Raw genomic sequence first — 15,853 nt, 5'->3', positions numbered from 1 at the left:
GAAGCGGCTCCCACATAAAGCGCCTTCCTACGCTAGAATCCCGCCCCTGTCCGTCCGGTATGTCCAGGAATCGAACATGGGTAGAGGCCCGTCCATCGAAGGTCGCAAGAACGCCGAAGACGCCAAGCGCGCCAAGGTGTTCACCAAGCTGATCCGCGAAATCACCATCGCCACGCGCGGCGGCGTGCCCGACCCGAACGGCAACCCGCGCCTGCGCGCCGCCGTCGACAAGGCCCTCGCGGCCAACATGACCAAGGACACGATCGAGCGCGCCATCAAGCGCGGCTCGGGTGCCGAGGGCGGCGCGGACATGCACGAGATCCGCTACGAGGGCTATGGCCCGGCGGGCACCGCGCTGATCATCGATTGCGTCACCGACAACCAGACCCGCACCGTGGCCGACGTGCGCGCCGCGCTGAACAAGCTCGGCGGCAACATGGGGACCACCAACTCGGTGGCCTTCCAGTTCACCCGCGTGGGCCAGGTCGTGGTGCACACCGGTGGCGATGCCGATGTTGAGGCCAGGCTGGAAGAAGCCGCCATCGAGAACAACGCCGAGGACATCGTGATCGAGAACGGCGTCGGCACGGTGCTGCTCGCGTCGGATCCCATCGCGGTGGAAGCCATGCGCAAGGCGCTGGCCGCCGCGGGCTTCGACATCGAAGGCTCCGACGTGGTCATGCGCCCGAACGGCCCGCTGGTCACGCCGACCGGCGAAGCGCTGGAGCAGTTCGAGAAACTGCTGGAACGCCTGAATTCGCTCGACGACGTGGACGAGGTCTACCACAACGCCGTCCTGCCGGCCCACGACGAGGGCTGAGGCCCCGTCGGCGCCTCCATGATCCGTATCCTCGGCATCGACCCGGGCAGCCAGCGTACCGGCGTCGGTGTCATCGACGTGGCGGACGGCGGCGCGGTGAGCCACGTCTGGCACGGCGCGCTGGTGGTCGGGGGCGAGGCCAGCTTTCCCTTGCGCCTGAAACGCATCTTTGACGAACTGTGCGGCATCATCGGCGAGCACGGTCCGGCGGAAGCCGCGATCGAGCGCGTGTTCATGGCGCGCAACGCGGACTCGGCCCTGAAACTTGGCCAGGCGCGCGGCGCGGCCGTATGTGCCGTGGTCAGCCAGGGAATCGTCGTGCACGAATATGCAGCGACCGAGGTGAAACAGGCGGTGGTCGGTACCGGCCGCGCCGATAAGGCCCAGGTCCAGCACATGATCGGGATGATCCTCGGCATCAAGGGTCCGTTGCAGGCGGACGCCGCCGACGCGTTGGCGATCGCCATCGCCCATGCGCACACCCGTTCCAGCATCGAACGCGTGGGCATCCCCCGCACGGCATGGAGACGTCGCCGATGATCGGCCGCCTGCGTGGCACTCTCGTAAGCAAGCAGCCTCCCTCGCTCCTCATCGAGGTGGGTGGCGTGGGTTACGACGTCGATGCACCGATGTCGACCATTTACGACTTGCCCGCCACGGGCAAGGAAGTGACCCTTCTCACCCATTACGCGGTGAAGGAAGACGGCGTGGCGCTGTACGGATTCCTTCGCGAGTCCGAGCGGGCCATGTTCCGCAACCTGATCAAGGTGAGCGGCATCGGCGCGAAGATCGCGCTGGCCGTCCTTTCCGGCGTCGCCACGGACGAACTCGCGCGCCTGGTGCACGCGGGTGACGTCGTGGCGCTGACCAAGATTCCCGGCATCGGCAAGAAGACCGCCGAACGCATGGTGGTGGAACTGCGCGACCGCGTGGACGCGGTGGGCGTGCGCCTGCCGTCCAGCATCGTGGGCGAGGCCGCGCCTGTGGATCCGGTCGGCGAGGCCACGGTCGCCTTGCAGCAACTCGGTTACAAGCCCGTGGAGGCGTCGCGGCTGGTCCAGAAGGCCGCCGCGGACGGCGACTCCGCCGAGGCCATCATCCGCAAGGCGCTGCGCGCGGCGCTCGGAGGTTGAAAGTGAAGACGGAAAACCAGGGCGACGATCTCCAGAACGCGCATAGCCGGCGACTCGGCGCGCTCGCGCTGGGCGCGATCGGCGTCGTCTTCGGCGACATCGGTACCAGCCCGCTGTATGCGATGAAGGAAACGCTCGGCACGCACGGCATGACGCCGCACCCGGACGCCGTGCTCGGCGTGCTGTCGCTGATCTTCTGGTCGCTGATCATGGTGGTGTCGTTGAAATACGTCACCTTCGTCATGCGTGCGGACAACAAGGGAGAGGGCGGCATCATGGCGCTGATGGCGCTGGCGCAGCGCAGTGTCAGCGGCTCGCCGCGGGCGCGCTGGGTCCTGGCGGCGATCGGCATCTTCGGCGCCTCGCTGTTCTACGGCGATGGCGTGATCACGCCCGCCATCTCGGTGCTCTCGGCCGTGGAAGGCCTGGAGATCGCCGCGCCGCAACTCGACACGTACGTGCTGCCGATCTGTCTCGTCATCATCTTCGTGCTCTTCGCCGTGCAGCGCCACGGCACGAACATCGTGGGCAAGGCGTTCGCTCCCGTCATGGTGTTGTGGTTCCTGGTCCTGGCCTTCCTGGGCCTGCGCCAGCTGGTGGCCCACCCACAGGTGCTGGTCGCGCTGAATCCCTGGTACGCGGTCACCTTCTTCCGCGAATACGGGAAGATGTCCTTCATCGCGCTGGGCGGTGTCGTCCTCGCGCTCACCGGCGCGGAAGCGCTGTACGCGGACATGGGTCACTTCGGCAAGCGCCCGATTCGCCTGGCGTGGTTCGGTTTCGTGCTGCCGGCACTGCTGATCAACTATTTCGGCCAGGGCGCGCTGCTGCTGCACGATCGCAGTGCCATCGAGAATCCGTTCTACCGGATGGTGCCGGAAGAGTGGCTGTATCCGATGGTGGCACTGGCGACGATGGCGGCGATCATCGCCTCGCAAGCCGTCATCTCCGGGGCCTTCTCGATGACGCGCGAGGCGATGTCCCTCGGGTATTCGCCGCGCATGCCCGTGGTGCATACGTCGCACGAGATGTCCGGCCAGATCTTCGTGCCGTGGGTGAACAGGCTCCTGCTGGTCCTGGTGTTCCTCGCGGTGATCGGCTTCCGTTCCTCGAACAACCTCGGCGCGGCCTACGGCATCGCCGTGACCGGCACCATGACGATGACGACGTTGCTGGCCCTGGTCGTCGCGCGTCGGCGCTGGCACTGGCACTGGTCCGCGGTCATCACCGTGGGCGTCATCTTCCTCATCACCGACCTGTCGTTCTTCGGGGCGAACGCCCTCAAGATCGCCCACGGCGGCTGGTTCCCGCTCGTCCTGGGCGTGATCATCTTCACGGTGATGACGACCTGGCGCCGGGGCAGGGACCTCGTCGTCCGCGAGATCAAGCAATCGGGCCTGGCGCTCGAGCCGTTCGTGGCGAACATCGCGGACCATCCGCCGCTGATCGTGCCGGGCACGGCCGTGTTCCTCACGGCGAACCAGAATTCCGTGCCGCACGCGATGCTGCACAACCTGAAACACAACAAGGTGCTCCACGAGCGCAATGTCCTGCTGACCGTGGAAATGCTCGAGACGCCCGTGGCGGACCACGACGAGCGTATGGAAGTGATCGAGTACGGCAGTGGCTTCTACGGGCTGCAACTTCGCTACGGGTTCGCGGAGGACCCGAACATTCCCGTGTCGCTCTCCCGCGTCGGCGCGCTCGGGCTGGACTTCGACATGATGGACACGACGTTCTTCCTGTCCCGCGAAACCATCGTCGCCGATGTCCGCCGTCCCGGCATGGCCCTGTGGCGCGACAAGCTGTTCGCCTTCCTCGCGCGCAACGCGATGCCCGCCACGGCCTTCTTCCAGATCCCGGGCAACCGCCTGATCGAACTGGGCGCGCAAGTCGAGATATGAGTCGCCCCGCCTCTGCGGGCCGCTGAATATTCCTGTGGGAAGCGCGCTGGTGCGCTTCCCACAACACAAGGGCTGGCACCCGTCCCGCTGCCCAGACCTGCCATAATCCCGCCCATGTCCGAACACCGCATCATTTCCTCCGCAGCCGCCATGGACGACGAGGCCCTGGAGGCCAGCATCCGTCCGAAGCGATTGGCCGAGTACCTTGGCCAGCAGACGGTGCGCGAGCAGATGGCCATCTATATCGAGGCGGCGCGGCGGCGTGGGGGCGCGCTGGACCATACCCTCATCTTCGGGCCGCCCGGCCTGGGCAAGACCACGCTTTCGCATGTGATTGCGAACGAGCTCGGGGTAAGCGTGCGCTCCACCTCGGGGCCGGTCCTGGAGCGCGCCGGCGACCTGGCGGCGCTGCTGACCAACCTCGAGGCGAACGACGTGCTGTTCGTGGACGAAATCCATCGCCTGTCGCCCGTGGTCGAGGAAGTCCTCTACCCGGCGATGGAGGATTTCCAGATCGACATCATGATCGGCGAGGGCCCCGCCGCGCGCTCGATCAAGCTCGACCTGCCGCCGTTCACCCTGATCGGCGCGACCACGCGGGCCGGGCTCCTCACGGGGCCCCTGCGCGATCGCTTCGGCATCATCCAGCGGTTGGAGTTCTACAGCGTCGACGAGCTCACGGCGATCGTGCGCCGCGCCGCGCGTATCTTCGGCATCGAATGCGAACTGGAAGGCGCTGTGGAGATCGCCCGGCGGTCGCGCGGCACGCCGCGCATCGCCAATCGCCTGCTTCGTCGCGTGCGCGATTTCGCCGAGGTCCGTGGCGACGGACGGATCACGCATGACCTCGCCCGTGCAGCGACGACCATGCTCAAGGTGGACGCCGAGGGTTTCGACGACCTCGACCGGCGTCTCCTGGGGATCATCATCGAGAACTTCGACGGCGGCCCCGTGGGCGTGGAGTCGCTGGCCGCGGCGCTCAGCGAGGACCGCGGCACGCTCGAGGACGTGGTCGAGCCCTACCTCATCCAGCAGGGCTACCTGATCCGGACGGCGCGCGGCCGCATGGCCTCGGCCAAGGCATGGCGCCACCTGGGCCTGACCCCTCCGCCCCGGCAGGCCGCCACCCCGGACCTGTTTTCGGACGAGGCATGAGCGTTTTCAGCTGGCCCGTGCGGATCTACTGGGAAGACACCGACGCCGGTGGTGTCGTCTACCACGCGAACTACCTCCGCTTCATGGAACGCGCACGCAGCGAGTGGTTACGTGCCCAGGGCATCGACCAGCTCGCCCTTCGCGAAACGACCTCGTTGGGCTTCGTGGTCCGCGACATGCAACTCGATTTCCACCGTCCGGCCCGTCTGGATGATGAACTCCGGGTCACCGTAAGCGTCAAAGAGCGCCGTTCAGCCAGTATGCTGTTCGGTCAGGAGATCGTGCGGGGGGAGGCGGCGCTGGTTCGCGCAAGGGTCCGGGTGGCCTGCGTCAACCTCGACACGATGCGCCCGGCGCAGATCCCCGCGGACCTGTTTTCCAACGACAACCCTATTACCTGAAGCCAGAAACCGGCGGAGAGCCCTCAAGCGATGAACGGTGGACTGAACATTTTCAAGCTGGTGTCGGAAGCGAGCCTGCCCGTACAACTGGTGATGCTCCTCTTGCTGGTGTTCTCGTTCCTGTCCTGGGTGATCATCATCCGCAAGTACAGCCAGCTGAAGACGGCGCATGACAACGCCGAGACCTTCGAGGACCGTTTCTGGTCCGGTGGCGACCTCGCCGCCCTGTTTCGCGAAGTGGGCAACCGCGACGGCCAGCACGGCATCGAAAACGTCTTCGAGGCCGGTTTCCGTGAATTCGCCCGCCAGCGCCAGCGTCGTGTCACCGACCCTAACCGCGTGATGGAGGGTTCCGAACGCGCCATGCGCGTGGCCGGCACCCGCGAGATCGGCAAGCTCGAGCAGAACCTCGAATTCCTCGCCAACGTCGGCTCGATCAGCCCCTACGTGGGCCTGTTCGGCACCGTCTGGGGCATCATGGGCGCCTTCCAGGGCCTGGGCGAGATGAAGGACGTCACCATCTCGGTGGTCGCGCCGCACATTTCCGAGGCGCTGATCGCCACCGCGATGGGCCTGTTCGCGGCCATCCCGGCCGTTTGGGCCTACAACCGTTACGCCAACAAGGTGGAGCGCATCGCGTCGCGGTACGAGGTATTCCAGGAAGAGTTCTCGTCCGTGCTGCAACGTCAGATCCACTCCGACGAAACGGTCTGAGCCGGAACGATGGCCATGCGCAACGTCTACCGCCGGCACAAGCGGAAGCTGAAATCCGAGATCAACGTCGTGCCCTACATCGACGTGATGCTCGTGCTGCTGATCATCTTCATGGTCACCACGCCCATGATGAACCTCGGCGTGGACATCCAGCTCCCGCAGACCAACGCCAAGTCCTTGCAGGACAAGAAAGATCCCATCGTGGTGTCCGTCGACGAAGCCGGCCAGATTTACCTCACCGCCAACGGCGCCAAGCGCGAGCCGGTGAGCGCCGACGAGTTCAGGACCAAGATCACGGCCTTCCATAACGCCAATCCGGAACTCCAGGTCCTGGTCGCGGGCGACCAGCGCGTGGGCTACGGCAAGGTGTATTCGATCCTCCCGATCCTCCAGGAAGCGGGCGTCTCCAAGATCGGCCTGATGAGCCAGCCGCAGTCGGCGCAGAATGGAAAACCGTAACGGCACGCCCCGCGCGGTCGTCCTCGCCGCGCTCCTGCACATCGGCATCGTGGCCTTCCTGGGCCTCGCGATCATTCCGTGCTCGGATTACGAGAAATGGGCCGAGGCCCTGGGCGTGCCGGCGGAGTGGAATCCGCTGAAGTGCCCGGCGCCCCTCGAGTTGCCGGGTCAGATCATCGAGGCAACCCTGGTCGGTCCGACCGGCAGCCCGCCGCCGAAGGCGACCAAGGCCAAGCCGGTGCCGAATACGACGCCGCCACCGCCCGTGGTGCCGACACCGCCTCCGCCGCAGCCGGAAAAACCGAAGGTCGAGACCCTTCCGCCGCCGCCGAAGCAGCCGGACCTCAAGGACCAGGAGCACGTCGTCGACGACGCCGTCCAGAAGGCCGAGGACGCCAAGCGCCTGCAGGAAGAGAAGCAGCGCCAGCGCCAGGCGGAGCTGGACGCGGAGCAGGAGCAGAAGAAGAAAGAGAAGCAGAAGGAAATCGACGACATCTTCAAGCAGCTCGACGCGGCGAAGGCGCAGACGAAAAAGGCCGACACCACGAAGAAGCAGGCCGAGCAGCAGTTGAAGGACCTGCAGAACGCCAAGGACGACGGCTTGCCGGACCTGCCGCCGGCCGACCAGAAGCAGTCGGGCACCAATGGACGCGACACCGGCAAGCTGGGCCAGTACCTCGCCGCGATCCAGAATTCGGTGACGCAGAACTGGCTGAGGCCCGAGAGCATGCCGGCGACCGCATGCGTCGTGCACATCGTCCAGGTGCCGGGTGGCCAGGTGCTGAGCGCCAAGGTGGATTCGACTTGCCCGTACGACGCCGCCGGTCGCGCCTCGGTCGAGAACGCCGTGTTGCGCGCCCAGCCCTTGCCCTACCAGGGCTTCGAAGATGTTTTCCAGCGCAACCTAACGTTCACGTTCAGGCCGCAATGATGTAGCGCGCCCCGTCCCGGCCTTGTGCCGGGGCAGGGGCGGTTCAGATTCCGGTCACTCACGAGGTGACCATCGCGTTAACATTTCGCCGCTGTCCCTCATTCCCAGGCCGCAATGAACCCGCCCATGCGCAGAACGTTTTCCCGACTCGTCCTCCTCCTGGCCGCCCTGGCCGCCCTCGTGGCCGGCCCGGCTGCCGCCCAGTCGCTCAACGTGGAAATCGTCGGCGGACTGAAGACGGCCATTCCCATCGCCGTCGTCCCCTTCGCCCAGGCGGGCGGTGCCCCGCTGCAGACGGACGTCGCCGACGTCATCCGCGCGGATTTCAACCGTTCCGGCAAATTCCGCTCCCTGGCGAAGAACGACATCGTCGAGACCCCGTCGCAGGGCTCCGAGATCAAGTTCGCCACGTGGCGCCTGCTCAAGCAGGACTACGTGACCATCGGCCGCATCAGCGATGCCGGTGGCGGCATGCTCAAGGTCGAGTACGAACTGTGGGACGTGAACCGGCAGCAGAGCCTGCTCGCCCAGTCGTTCACGGCCCCGGCGGGCGACCTGCGTGGCGTGGCCCACCAGATCGCCGACCAGATCTACGAAAAGATCACCGGCGTGCGCGGCGCCTTCTGGACCCGCATCGCCTACATCACGGCGGTGGGTACCGGTAATAACACCACTTATTCGCTGATCGTGGCCGACTCCGACGGGTTCAATCCGCAGGTCGTGGCCCGTTCGCGTGAGTCGCTGCTCGGCCCCGCCTGGTCGCCGGACGGCAGCAAGATCGCCTACGTGTCCTTCGAGAGCGGTAACTCGCAGGTCTATGTGCAGAACATCTCCACCGGGTCGCGCAGCCTGATCGCCTCGCATCCGCGCGGCATCAACAGCGCGCCGTCCTGGTCGCCGGACGGCAGCAAGCTCGCCGTGAGCCTGTCCTACGTGGGCAATCCGGAGATCTTCGTCATCGACGTGGCCAGCCGGACGGAAACCCGGGTCACCAACAATTTCGCGATCGACACCGAGCCGACCTTCACGCCGGATGGCCAGGGCATCATTTTCACCTCCGATCGTTCCGGCAAGCCGCAGCTCTACCAGATGTCGGCGTCCGGCGGCTCCGCCCAGCGGCTCACCTTCCAGGGCGGCTTCAACGCCAGCGCCTCGGTGAGCTTCGACGGCAAGCAGATTGCGATGGTGCAGGGCAACGGGAACGTGTATCGTATCGCCATCATGGACCGTAGTCTGGGAGGCCAGGTGCGTTTCGTATCCCCGGGTAACGTGGACGATTCGCCCAGCTTCGCGCCCAACGCCAGCATGCTGCTCTATGCGGCATCGCAGGGTACGCGTGGCGTCCTGTACGCGGTTTCAGCCGATGGCCTCGTGCGCCAGCGTCTCGTTCTGTCGGACGGCGACGTGCGTGAGCCGTCCTGGGGACCCTATCGACAGCGCTGATGGCGCGCCCTGCCGGGCGGCGACATTGGCAACGTCCAGGGAGGGGCGCGGCGTGGCCGCGCCTTTTCCGCGGACGCAGGTTTTTCGGCGACTGCCTCTCGGGCGGTGGCCGGAGCGAAGGCGCCGGGCGCGGGACAGCGCCCCGTCGGCGTAGATGTAAGTAGAAAAACAGCCGGACAACCGGCGGTGCCTGTCCCGAAACCGAAAACCGACTGTCGGAACTCAACTGTTGAAGGAACGTCCCATGAATAAGACCGTTACCGTCACCCTGGCTGCCCTGCTTTGCGTTGGCGCCGCCGCGTGCTCGAAGAAGAACACCAAGCCGGCTCCGATGCCGGAACAGCAGCCGGTCGCCCAGACCCAGGCCCCGACCAGCGATGGCAAGTACCAGCCGTCCGATCTCGACACCGACGCTTGCCTGCGTCAGCGCGTCGTGTACTTCGACTTCGACAAGAACGACGTCAAGCCGGAGTTCCAGCAGATCATCGCTTGCCACGCCAAGTACCTGCAGGACCGTCCGCAGTCGGCGATGACCCTCGAGGGCAACACCGACGAGCGCGGTACGCGTGAGTACAACCTGGGCCTCGGCGAGCGCCGCGGCAATGCCGTCTCCAGCGCCCTCCAGGCGGCTGGCGGTTCGGCTGGCCAGGTCAACGTGACCAGCTACGGTAAGGAAAAGCCGACCTGCCGCGAGCACAACGAAGACTGCTGGGCCAAGAACCGTCGCGTTGAGATCGTCTACACCGCGAAGTAAGTGATGAAGAAGACTCTGGCTACCAGCATCATGGCCAGGCTTGGCGTGGCGGGCGCAATCGCGTCCGCCACGCTTTTTGCTCTGCCGGCCGCCGCCCAGGACACCCGCCTCAGCCTCGCCGACCGCGTGTCGCGGCTCGAGCAGCAGTCGCAGGCGCAGGCCGGTACGACGTCGCTCGTGAACCAGGTCAACGACCTGCAGCAGCAGCTGTCGCAGTTGCAGGGCCAGATCGAAGAACTGCAGCACCAGAACCAGCAACTCCAGGATTCCCAGAAGGCGCAGTACGCGGACATCGATTCGCGACTGGGCCGCATCGAGAAGGGTGGGGCGCCGCAGGGCCAGCCCGCCGCCTCGGCCACCACGCCGGCCCCTTCCGCGCCGTCCGCGGCAGCGCCCGCCGCCGCGCAGGCCGCTCCCGCGACCGCTCCCGCCGCGCCGGGCGGCGCGCCGGCCACGCCGCCGAGCACCGAACAGCAAGCTGCCTACGACGCCGCGTTCAAGTCGCTGCGCGCGGGCGATTACGTCACGGCCTCCCGCGGCTTCCGCGACTTCCTGGTGAAGTATCCGGACAGCCCGCTCGCGCCGAACGCCTACTACTGGCTCGGCGAGTCTTACTACGTGACGATGAATTACCCCGTGGCGATCGAGGCCTTCCAGCGCCTCGTGAAGCAGTACCCGCAGAGCGACAAGGTCTCCGACGGCCTGCTCAAGGTCGGTTACTGCCAGATCGAACTGAAGCAGCAGGACGCCGCCATCGCCACGCTGAAGCAGGTCAGCGCCAAGTATCCGGGAACGAAGGCCGCCGGCCTCGCACAGGAACGCCTGCGCCGCCTGCAGCGCCAGACGGCCAACTGATCCCATGAACGGCAGTACCGCAACGCCGGCGGACGTCTCGCCGGCCACGCCCGTCCGGGAGCGGCTGCGCATCACCGAGATATTCCACTCCGTGCAGGGCGAAGCGGACGCCATTGGCTGGCCGACCGTCTTCGTGCGCCTCACCGGCTGCCCGCTGCGCTGCGTGTGGTGCGATACCGAGTACTCCTTCCACGGCGGCCAGTGGCACGACATCGATGCGATCCTCGCCGAGGTGGCCAGCCACGGCGCGCATCATGTATGCGTGACCGGTGGCGAGCCCCTGGCGCAGAAGCGCTGCCTGATCCTGCTGCGCAAGCTGTGCGACGCGGGGTACGAGGTATCGCTCGAGACGTCCGGCGCCCTCGATGTATCCCAGGTGGATTCGCGGGTGCGCAAGGTCATGGACCTCAAGGCGCCCGATTCCGGCGAAAGCGCGCGCAACCTGTGGTCGAACCTTGCGCACTTGCTGCCACACGACCAGGTGAAGTTCGTCATCGCCAGCCGCGCCGACTTCGAATGGTCGCGCGACGTCGTGCGCGAGCACGCGCTCGACCGCAAGGCGATGGTCCTCTTCTCGCCGGTATGGTCGAAAGTCGAACCGCGCGAACTGGCCGAATGGATCCTCGCCGAACGCCTCCCCGTGCGTTTCCAGCTGCAACTGCACAAGCTGCTCTGGAACGACGCCGCGGGCCATTGATTCCAGGGTAATCGCATGAACGTTCCGAACACTCCCCGCAGAGCCGTCATCCTCGTTTCCGGCGGCATGGATTCGGCTGTCACGATCGCCATGGCGCGCGAGCAAGGGTTCGACGTGTACGCGCTCAGCGTCGCGTACGGCCAGCGCCACAGTTCCGAACTGGAAGCCTCCGAGCGCGTGGCCACCATGCTTGGCGCCGTCGTGCACAAGACGGTGCACGTCGACCTGCGTAGCATCGGCGGCTCCGCGCTAACTGCGGATATCGACGTACCCGAAGACGGCGGCGAAGGCATCCCCGTCACCTACGTGCCAGCGCGCAACACGATCATGCTGTCGATCGCGCTGGGTTGGGCCGAAGTGCTCGGCTCGAACGACATCTTCTGTGGCGTCAACGCCGTCGACTATTCCGGTTACCCCGATTGCCGTCCCGCCTTCATCGACGCCTTCCAGACCCTCGCCAACGTCGCCACTAAAGCGGGTGTGGAAGGCGCGGGCATCCGCATCCATGCGCCGCTCATGCAGATGGGCAAAGGCGACATCGTGCGCGAGGGCATGCGGCTGGGCGTGGATTTCGCCGAAACCGTCAGCTGCTACCAGGCCGATGCGGAAGGCCGCGCCTGCGGGCATTGCGATGCCTGCCGTTTACGTGCCGAGGGCTTCGCCAAGGCCGGCGTTGCGGACCCCACGCGCTACGCGTAAGGCGTCCGGGAGCCGCGAATGGTGGGTCGTGCCGGATTCGAACCGGCGACCTACGGATTAAAAGTCCGCTGCTCGCTACAAGGAATCCGCAAACTTACGAGCGTTATTTTTACGGGTTTTCGGCCCTTCCATGCCAAGCTGATCAGCAACTTGCGCGGGAATTTTACGGGGTGATTTTGGCCGATCCGGCGGCCGGCACCACGGGCAAGCTGAGGTCGTAGACGTCCATCATCGACTCGGTTCGGTGGCCGCTTCCCTCCTGCTTGTCGGCGCGGTTTCCGGCGGTGTCGGTGACGCCGCGGCGCTTCAGGTCATGCAGGCCGAACCAGTCTCTCTCGTCGAGCAGCTTTTCCGCGAGGGCGCGCGCCTTGATACGTTGCCAAGCGGAATCGAGGCCGCTTTTCGTGATGGCACCGCCGTGCGCGGCAACGACCAGTGGGCGGTCTTCGGCGCGGATAGGCACGGGCGTGCCGCGCTTCCGCCATATTCCATCGCGGTAGCGGATGAGCGCGTCCCAGGCCATTCGCAGCCGAGGTGTCCAGGCGACGATGTTGTCGCGGCTGCCCTTGCGCCGGTTCGTGCGCACGCCCGCCTCGAGAGCATGGTCCTCGGTGAGCGTCACGACCTCGATGCCGCGCAGTCGGCAGAGGTAGGCAATGTCGGCAACGGCCCATAGGTAGGGCGGACAACTGCCCTCGGTGTGCGCTTGGCGCTGGCTTCCTTCGTACGCCATCCTGACGAGCGCGGCCATCACATCCGGCTTCGGCAGGCGACGCTGCTGGCGCTCCTTCGCTTCCTTCGTTCCCTTCACCGGGTTGGCCGGCACATACCCGCGGCGTACGGCCCACGAATAGACCAGGCGTAGGTAGCGCATCAAGTGGTTCGCCTTCGTTGGCGTGCCCTCGCCAGCGATCTTGTCCACGAGTCGCTGGAAGAAGACCGTGTTGAGCCGCCCATAATCCAGGCTGGCCAGCGTGCTCCCGTCCTTCAATGTGAGGGTCCGGACGATCGCCCGCTGCCGAGCATAGTCGGCGCGGGTGCGTTCGCTGAGGGCCGCGAAGACGTGGCTCTCGTGGTACTGGTCGACCAGCCACCCCAGGCTCTTACGGTTCACGCCGCGGATTGCCTCCATCGCCAAATGCAGGTCGGACATCAGCGCATCGGCCGCAGCGACCTTCTGGCGCCGCGGCTTAGGGTCCCGGTGAATCGTGTACCAGACCCGATCGCGCGCGTCCCAGTAGCAGCCGACAGGCAGCTTCCGCTGGTCGATGTGCTCCGGAATGGTCTTGTCCCGCTTGCGGGGCCTTCCACGCGTCACAGCAGGTCCTCTGGGCGGTAGGCGTCGTCGTTGCCGGCAGATCCTACCCCCAGCGCGGCATTGATCGCCTCGACGGTCGTCCAGGGCCCTTCGGCACCGTCGCGCACGCGGATGCCCTGGGTGCTGGCCCACCGCTTCACCGCCGCCGGCTGTTGGAGCCCGGACAGGCGGCGTAGCTCGGCCGCGTCGATGATGTGGGAGTTGCTACTCACGGCTTCGCCGCCTCCTGTTCCGCTCGCCATTCCGCCCAGCTCGGGTCGGTGGCCTTGTGTTCGATCCACTCCGGCACGTCCGGCGTGGGGTTATACGGGTTGGGCTTGCCCCAGTAGCAGCGCGTGCACAGCGGGGCGTTGTCGCGGCGGTCAGCAGCGATGTGCCGGTGCGCGCCGCAGAAGTAGAGGCCGCAGCCGTGCTCACCGCCGAACGGTGCGCCACCGCAGACGAACGACAGCCCGCGATCGATGCTGGCGCCGCAGCCAGGATGGTCGCAGGTGGCTGGCACGCCGTAGCCCACGTCCCGGCTCCAGTTCTCGTCGTAACCGAGGGACCAGCCCATCAGCCTGCCTCCTGGAATAGGTCACCGGACGCTCTGCGCGCCGCGATCGTGGCGCGCCGAGTCACGGCATGGTGGTCTTTGTCGTAGGCGAGGTGGCACCGCTGGCACCAGGCTCGCAGGTTGTTCGGATCGCAGCTCTCGGGCTGGTGGTCGAGGTGCGCGATCGTCAGGACGACAGTGATGTACCGGCCGGCGGGGTAGTCGGTCACGCGTGCGCGACCCAGGCAATCGCCATTTTCGGAACTGAAGACGTACCCGTCGTCGACCATGTAGGTCGCGCCGCTCATTTCTCGGCAGATGACGTGCCCGTTCTTCGCCTTGCAGCGCTCGCATCGGTCGCCGGCGCGCTTGAGGATGGCTGGCCGGATCTCGGTCGACCAGTTGGCGGGATAGCGGTCGCGGTTCTCTGGCTTGATCGGCATCAGAATTCCACCAGCGGGGCATCGCCGCGCACGTAGAGAGGGTGGCGCGGAGCACCGGCCTTCGTCGTTCCCAGGTGATGCAGGCTCGTGGCGTGCTGCCGAAGCACCTCGAGCAGGGGCGTGACCACGAACGGGTGAGCGGCATGGTGGGCGCCATAGGCCACCACCACGCGCCGCCCTCGTACAACCTCGGCCACGTGGTGATGGTTGTCGGGCCCCGTCTTGTCGATGTCCAGGATGGGCATGTGGTCCGGGTGGGTGGCGCGCCAGGCGAAGAGGTTCACGACGGCGAGGCCGCCGCAGTCCTCGCGCTTCGCGAAGCCGATGCAGCGCCGGATTGTTGGGTCGTCCTGGCTGGCGTCCGCCGTGCTCGGGTTGAGCATGCAGAACACGAGCACCGGCAGCGCCTCGTCCCACGTCCGCGTCAGGGCGTAACGGTACTGGCCACATGGGCTGAGGATCGCGGTCATCTTCACGACTGCACCGCCTTGGCCTTCTCGCGGGCCAGCATGCGGCGGTGTAGTTCTTTGATGGCGCGACATTGCCCATACCCGAAAGCATCGTCATCCAATGCGCCGAGCAGGCTCATCGTGAAGTCGTCCGGGGTTGCCATCGGCGCCGACGGGGCGACCGGGATCACTGTCACCACTTTCGACGGATCGTCAGCTTCAACAGCCACGATGCCCGCGTCGCGCATGCTGGCCTTGTCCTCGGCTGACAGCTGGCCGCGGGGGAATACGATCACCTGGTTCACGACCGAACCTCCCCATCACCCGCATCACGGGTGGTTGCTGGCACCTCCGGCGCGGCGTCGTACATGCGCTGCCAAACCAGTTTCGCGCCGTAGCCCTGGATGACGGTGTCGCACGCCTTGAGCATTTCAGGCGTGGGTTCGCGAGGCTTTGACTCCCACCCCTCCGGAACCCCACCCTGCGCAGCTTCCACGGGGCGAGAGGCGAGGGCGTCGTGCGAGCGATCATGTTCGATGGCTTTATTCGGGTCAGCGGTGCGCCAGTCCGGCCATACGCGACCCTCGTTCTTCGTTTGCTTGGAAACCAGGGCGTCGATGATTTCCTGAGGCTGCGCACCAGATCGCCACGCGCCGTCGAGGGCAAGGATCACCACGTCGATCCATTCCTTAAGGTCGCCTGGATCCGCCTCGATTTCCTTCAATTCCTTGCGAATGTGATCGACCACGCCCTGCGAGCGCGAACCGGGGCCGAACGTCTTTCCCGACCAATCCCGTTGTCTTTGCAGATGCGCCGCGAAATTGAACGCCACCCCATCCCCAGCCGTGGCGACAGCCGGGCGCGGGGCATCGAGGACGAAGCGGATTGCAGCCGACCATGCCTGACGTGCCGTGCTGGTCTTCTCGTCGAGGAACAGGTAGTGCAGCGGATGCTCCGCCATGTTCAAGCCTTTCTCGCGAGCGAACTGCTCCCACGCTTCGACCTCAACCGTAGATTTCCGACCGTCACTGGCTTGCACCTGCGCATACACCCCATCGCCCACCGCCTGCTCGGGCTTCGGCTGTCCACCAATCACGAGAGGCGTGAAGATGTGACCCACGGTATTGGCCGGATGGTCGGCCC

At 66.1% G+C, this 15,853-nt stretch carries 21 protein-coding genes; 14 read left to right on the top strand and 7 right to left on the bottom strand.

All coding sequences use genetic code 11. The features are described from left to right. Positions 1-76: 76 nt before the first annotated feature. The 14 genes from ACQKIE_RS16350 to queC all read left to right on the top strand — a co-directional run bounded on the left by ACQKIE_RS16350 (position 77) and on the right by queC (position 11,965). Entirely contained in the window at positions 77-820 is a 744-nt protein-coding gene (locus ACQKIE_RS16350; protein WP_427461042.1) for a YebC/PmpR family DNA-binding transcriptional regulator, read from the top strand. Positions 821-838: 18 nt separating this feature from the next. Continuing rightward, positions 839-1,360, top strand: coding sequence for a crossover junction endodeoxyribonuclease RuvC (gene ruvC, locus ACQKIE_RS16345; RefSeq protein ID WP_427461040.1), 522 nt, complete (start codon positions 839-841; stop codon positions 1,358-1,360). After that, the gene (gene ruvA / locus ACQKIE_RS16340) at positions 1,357-1,953 is read left to right on the top strand and encodes a Holliday junction branch migration protein RuvA (RefSeq protein ID WP_427461038.1); all 597 of its coding nucleotides are present in this window, start codon (positions 1,357-1,359) and stop codon (positions 1,951-1,953) included. Before ruvC ends, ruvA begins: the two co-directional genes overlap by 4 nt. A 2-nt stretch (positions 1,954-1,955) precedes the next feature. Continuing rightward, positions 1,956-3,857 (top strand): potassium transporter Kup, encoded by a 1,902-nt coding sequence (locus tag ACQKIE_RS16335; RefSeq protein ID WP_427461036.1) that lies wholly within the window; start codon positions 1,956-1,958, stop codon positions 3,855-3,857. Positions 3,858-3,971: 114 nt separating this feature from the next. Further along, entirely contained in the window at positions 3,972-5,012 is a 1,041-nt protein-coding gene (gene ruvB / locus ACQKIE_RS16330; protein ID WP_427461033.1) for a Holliday junction branch migration DNA helicase RuvB, read from the top strand. After that, positions 5,009-5,413 (top strand): tol-pal system-associated acyl-CoA thioesterase, encoded by a 405-nt coding sequence (gene ybgC / locus ACQKIE_RS16325; RefSeq protein ID WP_427461031.1) that lies wholly within the window; start codon positions 5,009-5,011, stop codon positions 5,411-5,413. The genes ruvB and ybgC overlap by 4 nt, the downstream gene beginning before the upstream one ends. A gap of 30 nt (positions 5,414-5,443) precedes the next feature. Continuing rightward, positions 5,444-6,127 (top strand): protein TolQ, encoded by a 684-nt coding sequence (gene tolQ / locus ACQKIE_RS16320; RefSeq protein ID WP_427461029.1) that lies wholly within the window; start codon positions 5,444-5,446, stop codon positions 6,125-6,127. A 15-nt stretch (positions 6,128-6,142) separates the two neighbouring features. After that, a complete protein-coding gene (gene tolR / locus ACQKIE_RS16315; RefSeq protein ID WP_306849581.1) occupies positions 6,143-6,586 on the top strand; it encodes a protein TolR in 444 nt (147 codons plus the stop codon). Continuing rightward, positions 6,573-7,517, top strand: a complete 945-nt coding sequence (locus ACQKIE_RS16310) for a cell envelope integrity protein TolA (protein WP_427461026.1) — start codon at positions 6,573-6,575, stop codon at positions 7,515-7,517. The genes tolR and ACQKIE_RS16310 overlap by 14 nt, the downstream gene beginning before the upstream one ends. Before the next feature lie 126 nt (positions 7,518-7,643). Further along, positions 7,644-8,960, top strand: a complete 1,317-nt coding sequence (tolB, locus tag ACQKIE_RS16305) for a Tol-Pal system beta propeller repeat protein TolB (RefSeq protein WP_427461024.1) — start codon at positions 7,644-7,646, stop codon at positions 8,958-8,960. Positions 8,961-9,204: 244 nt separating this feature from the next. Continuing rightward, positions 9,205-9,714, top strand: a complete 510-nt coding sequence (gene pal, locus ACQKIE_RS16300) for a peptidoglycan-associated lipoprotein Pal (protein WP_427461022.1) — start codon at positions 9,205-9,207, stop codon at positions 9,712-9,714. A 3-nt stretch (positions 9,715-9,717) separates the two neighbouring features. Beyond that, entirely contained in the window at positions 9,718-10,569 is an 852-nt protein-coding gene (gene ybgF, locus ACQKIE_RS16295) for a tol-pal system protein YbgF (RefSeq protein ID WP_427461020.1), read from the top strand. 4 nt (positions 10,570-10,573) lie between these two features. Beyond that, positions 10,574-11,266 (top strand): 7-carboxy-7-deazaguanine synthase QueE, encoded by a 693-nt coding sequence (gene queE / locus ACQKIE_RS16290; protein ID WP_427461018.1) that lies wholly within the window; start codon positions 10,574-10,576, stop codon positions 11,264-11,266. 15 nt (positions 11,267-11,281) lie between these two features. Continuing rightward, positions 11,282-11,965 carry a 7-cyano-7-deazaguanine synthase QueC gene (queC, locus tag ACQKIE_RS16285; protein WP_427461016.1) on the top strand — a complete coding sequence of 228 codons (684 nt, stop codon included), beginning with the start codon at positions 11,282-11,284 and terminating at the stop codon, positions 11,963-11,965. A gap of 163 nt (positions 11,966-12,128) precedes the next feature. On the opposite strand, the gene ACQKIE_RS16280 is transcribed toward queC, so the two are convergent. From ACQKIE_RS16280 to ACQKIE_RS16250, 7 genes are all read right to left on the bottom strand, one after another. Then, the gene (locus ACQKIE_RS16280; RefSeq protein WP_427461014.1) at positions 12,129-13,283 is read right to left on the bottom strand and encodes a site-specific integrase; all 1,155 of its coding nucleotides are present in this window, start codon (positions 13,281-13,283) and stop codon (positions 12,129-12,131) included. Then, positions 13,280-13,495: a hypothetical protein gene (locus ACQKIE_RS16275; protein WP_427461012.1), complete on the bottom strand. Its 216-nt coding sequence runs from the start codon at positions 13,493-13,495 to the stop codon at positions 13,280-13,282. The genes ACQKIE_RS16280 and ACQKIE_RS16275 overlap by 4 nt, the downstream gene beginning before the upstream one ends. Then, positions 13,492-13,839 carry a hypothetical protein gene (locus tag ACQKIE_RS16270; RefSeq protein ID WP_427461010.1) on the bottom strand — a complete coding sequence of 116 codons (348 nt, stop codon included), beginning with the start codon at positions 13,837-13,839 and terminating at the stop codon, positions 13,492-13,494. Before ACQKIE_RS16270 ends, ACQKIE_RS16275 begins: the two co-directional genes overlap by 4 nt. Further along, positions 13,839-14,261: a hypothetical protein gene (locus ACQKIE_RS16265; protein ID WP_427461007.1), complete on the bottom strand. Its 423-nt coding sequence runs from the start codon at positions 14,259-14,261 to the stop codon at positions 13,839-13,841. Before ACQKIE_RS16265 ends, ACQKIE_RS16270 begins: the two co-directional genes overlap by 1 nt. Continuing rightward, the gene (locus tag ACQKIE_RS16260) at positions 14,261-14,731 is read right to left on the bottom strand and encodes a DUF1643 domain-containing protein (RefSeq protein WP_427461352.1); all 471 of its coding nucleotides are present in this window, start codon (positions 14,729-14,731) and stop codon (positions 14,261-14,263) included. The genes ACQKIE_RS16265 and ACQKIE_RS16260 overlap by 1 nt, the downstream gene beginning before the upstream one ends. A 2-nt stretch (positions 14,732-14,733) precedes the next feature. Continuing rightward, positions 14,734-15,015 (bottom strand): hypothetical protein, encoded by a 282-nt coding sequence (locus ACQKIE_RS16255; protein WP_427461006.1) that lies wholly within the window; start codon positions 15,013-15,015, stop codon positions 14,734-14,736. Continuing rightward, a partial coding sequence (locus ACQKIE_RS16250) for a dATP/dGTP pyrophosphohydrolase domain-containing protein (RefSeq protein WP_427461004.1) occupies positions 15,012-15,853 on the bottom strand: 842 nt, incomplete at its 5' end. The genes ACQKIE_RS16250 and ACQKIE_RS16255, both read right to left, overlap by 4 nt.

Source organism: Luteibacter sp. NPDC031894, assembly GCF_050273135.1.
Classification (GTDB): Bacteria; Pseudomonadota; Gammaproteobacteria; order Xanthomonadales; family Rhodanobacteraceae; genus Luteibacter.
This window is presented reverse-complemented; position numbering and strand designations above follow the sequence as displayed.

Coding starts and splice junctions, on each gene's coding strand:
- ACQKIE_RS16350 (WP_427461042.1), top strand. CDS start 77: ATGGGTAGAGGCCCGTCCATCGAAGGTCGCAAGAACGCCGAAGACGCC.
- pal (WP_427461022.1), top strand. CDS start 9,205: ATGAATAAGACCGTTACCGTCACCCTGGCTGCCCTGCTTTGCGTTGGC.
- tolQ (WP_427461029.1), top strand. CDS start 5,444: ATGAACGGTGGACTGAACATTTTCAAGCTGGTGTCGGAAGCGAGCCTG.
- ybgC (WP_427461031.1), top strand. CDS start 5,009: ATGAGCGTTTTCAGCTGGCCCGTGCGGATCTACTGGGAAGACACCGAC.
- ruvB (WP_427461033.1), top strand. CDS start 3,972: ATGTCCGAACACCGCATCATTTCCTCCGCAGCCGCCATGGACGACGAG.
- ACQKIE_RS16260 (WP_427461352.1), bottom strand. CDS start 14,731: ATGACCGCGATCCTCAGCCCATGTGGCCAGTACCGTTACGCCCTGACG.
- queE (WP_427461018.1), top strand. CDS start 10,574: ATGAACGGCAGTACCGCAACGCCGGCGGACGTCTCGCCGGCCACGCCC.
- ACQKIE_RS16265 (WP_427461007.1), bottom strand. CDS start 14,261: ATGCCGATCAAGCCAGAGAACCGCGACCGCTATCCCGCCAACTGGTCG.
- tolR (WP_306849581.1), top strand. CDS start 6,143: ATGCGCAACGTCTACCGCCGGCACAAGCGGAAGCTGAAATCCGAGATC.
- ACQKIE_RS16310 (WP_427461026.1), top strand. CDS start 6,573: ATGGAAAACCGTAACGGCACGCCCCGCGCGGTCGTCCTCGCCGCGCTC.
- ybgF (WP_427461020.1), top strand. CDS start 9,718: ATGAAGAAGACTCTGGCTACCAGCATCATGGCCAGGCTTGGCGTGGCG.
- ruvA (WP_427461038.1), top strand. CDS start 1,357: ATGATCGGCCGCCTGCGTGGCACTCTCGTAAGCAAGCAGCCTCCCTCG.
- ACQKIE_RS16270 (WP_427461010.1), bottom strand. CDS start 13,839: ATGGGCTGGTCCCTCGGTTACGACGAGAACTGGAGCCGGGACGTGGGC.
- queC (WP_427461016.1), top strand. CDS start 11,282: ATGAACGTTCCGAACACTCCCCGCAGAGCCGTCATCCTCGTTTCCGGC.
- ruvC (WP_427461040.1), top strand. CDS start 839: ATGATCCGTATCCTCGGCATCGACCCGGGCAGCCAGCGTACCGGCGTC.
- tolB (WP_427461024.1), top strand. CDS start 7,644: ATGCGCAGAACGTTTTCCCGACTCGTCCTCCTCCTGGCCGCCCTGGCC.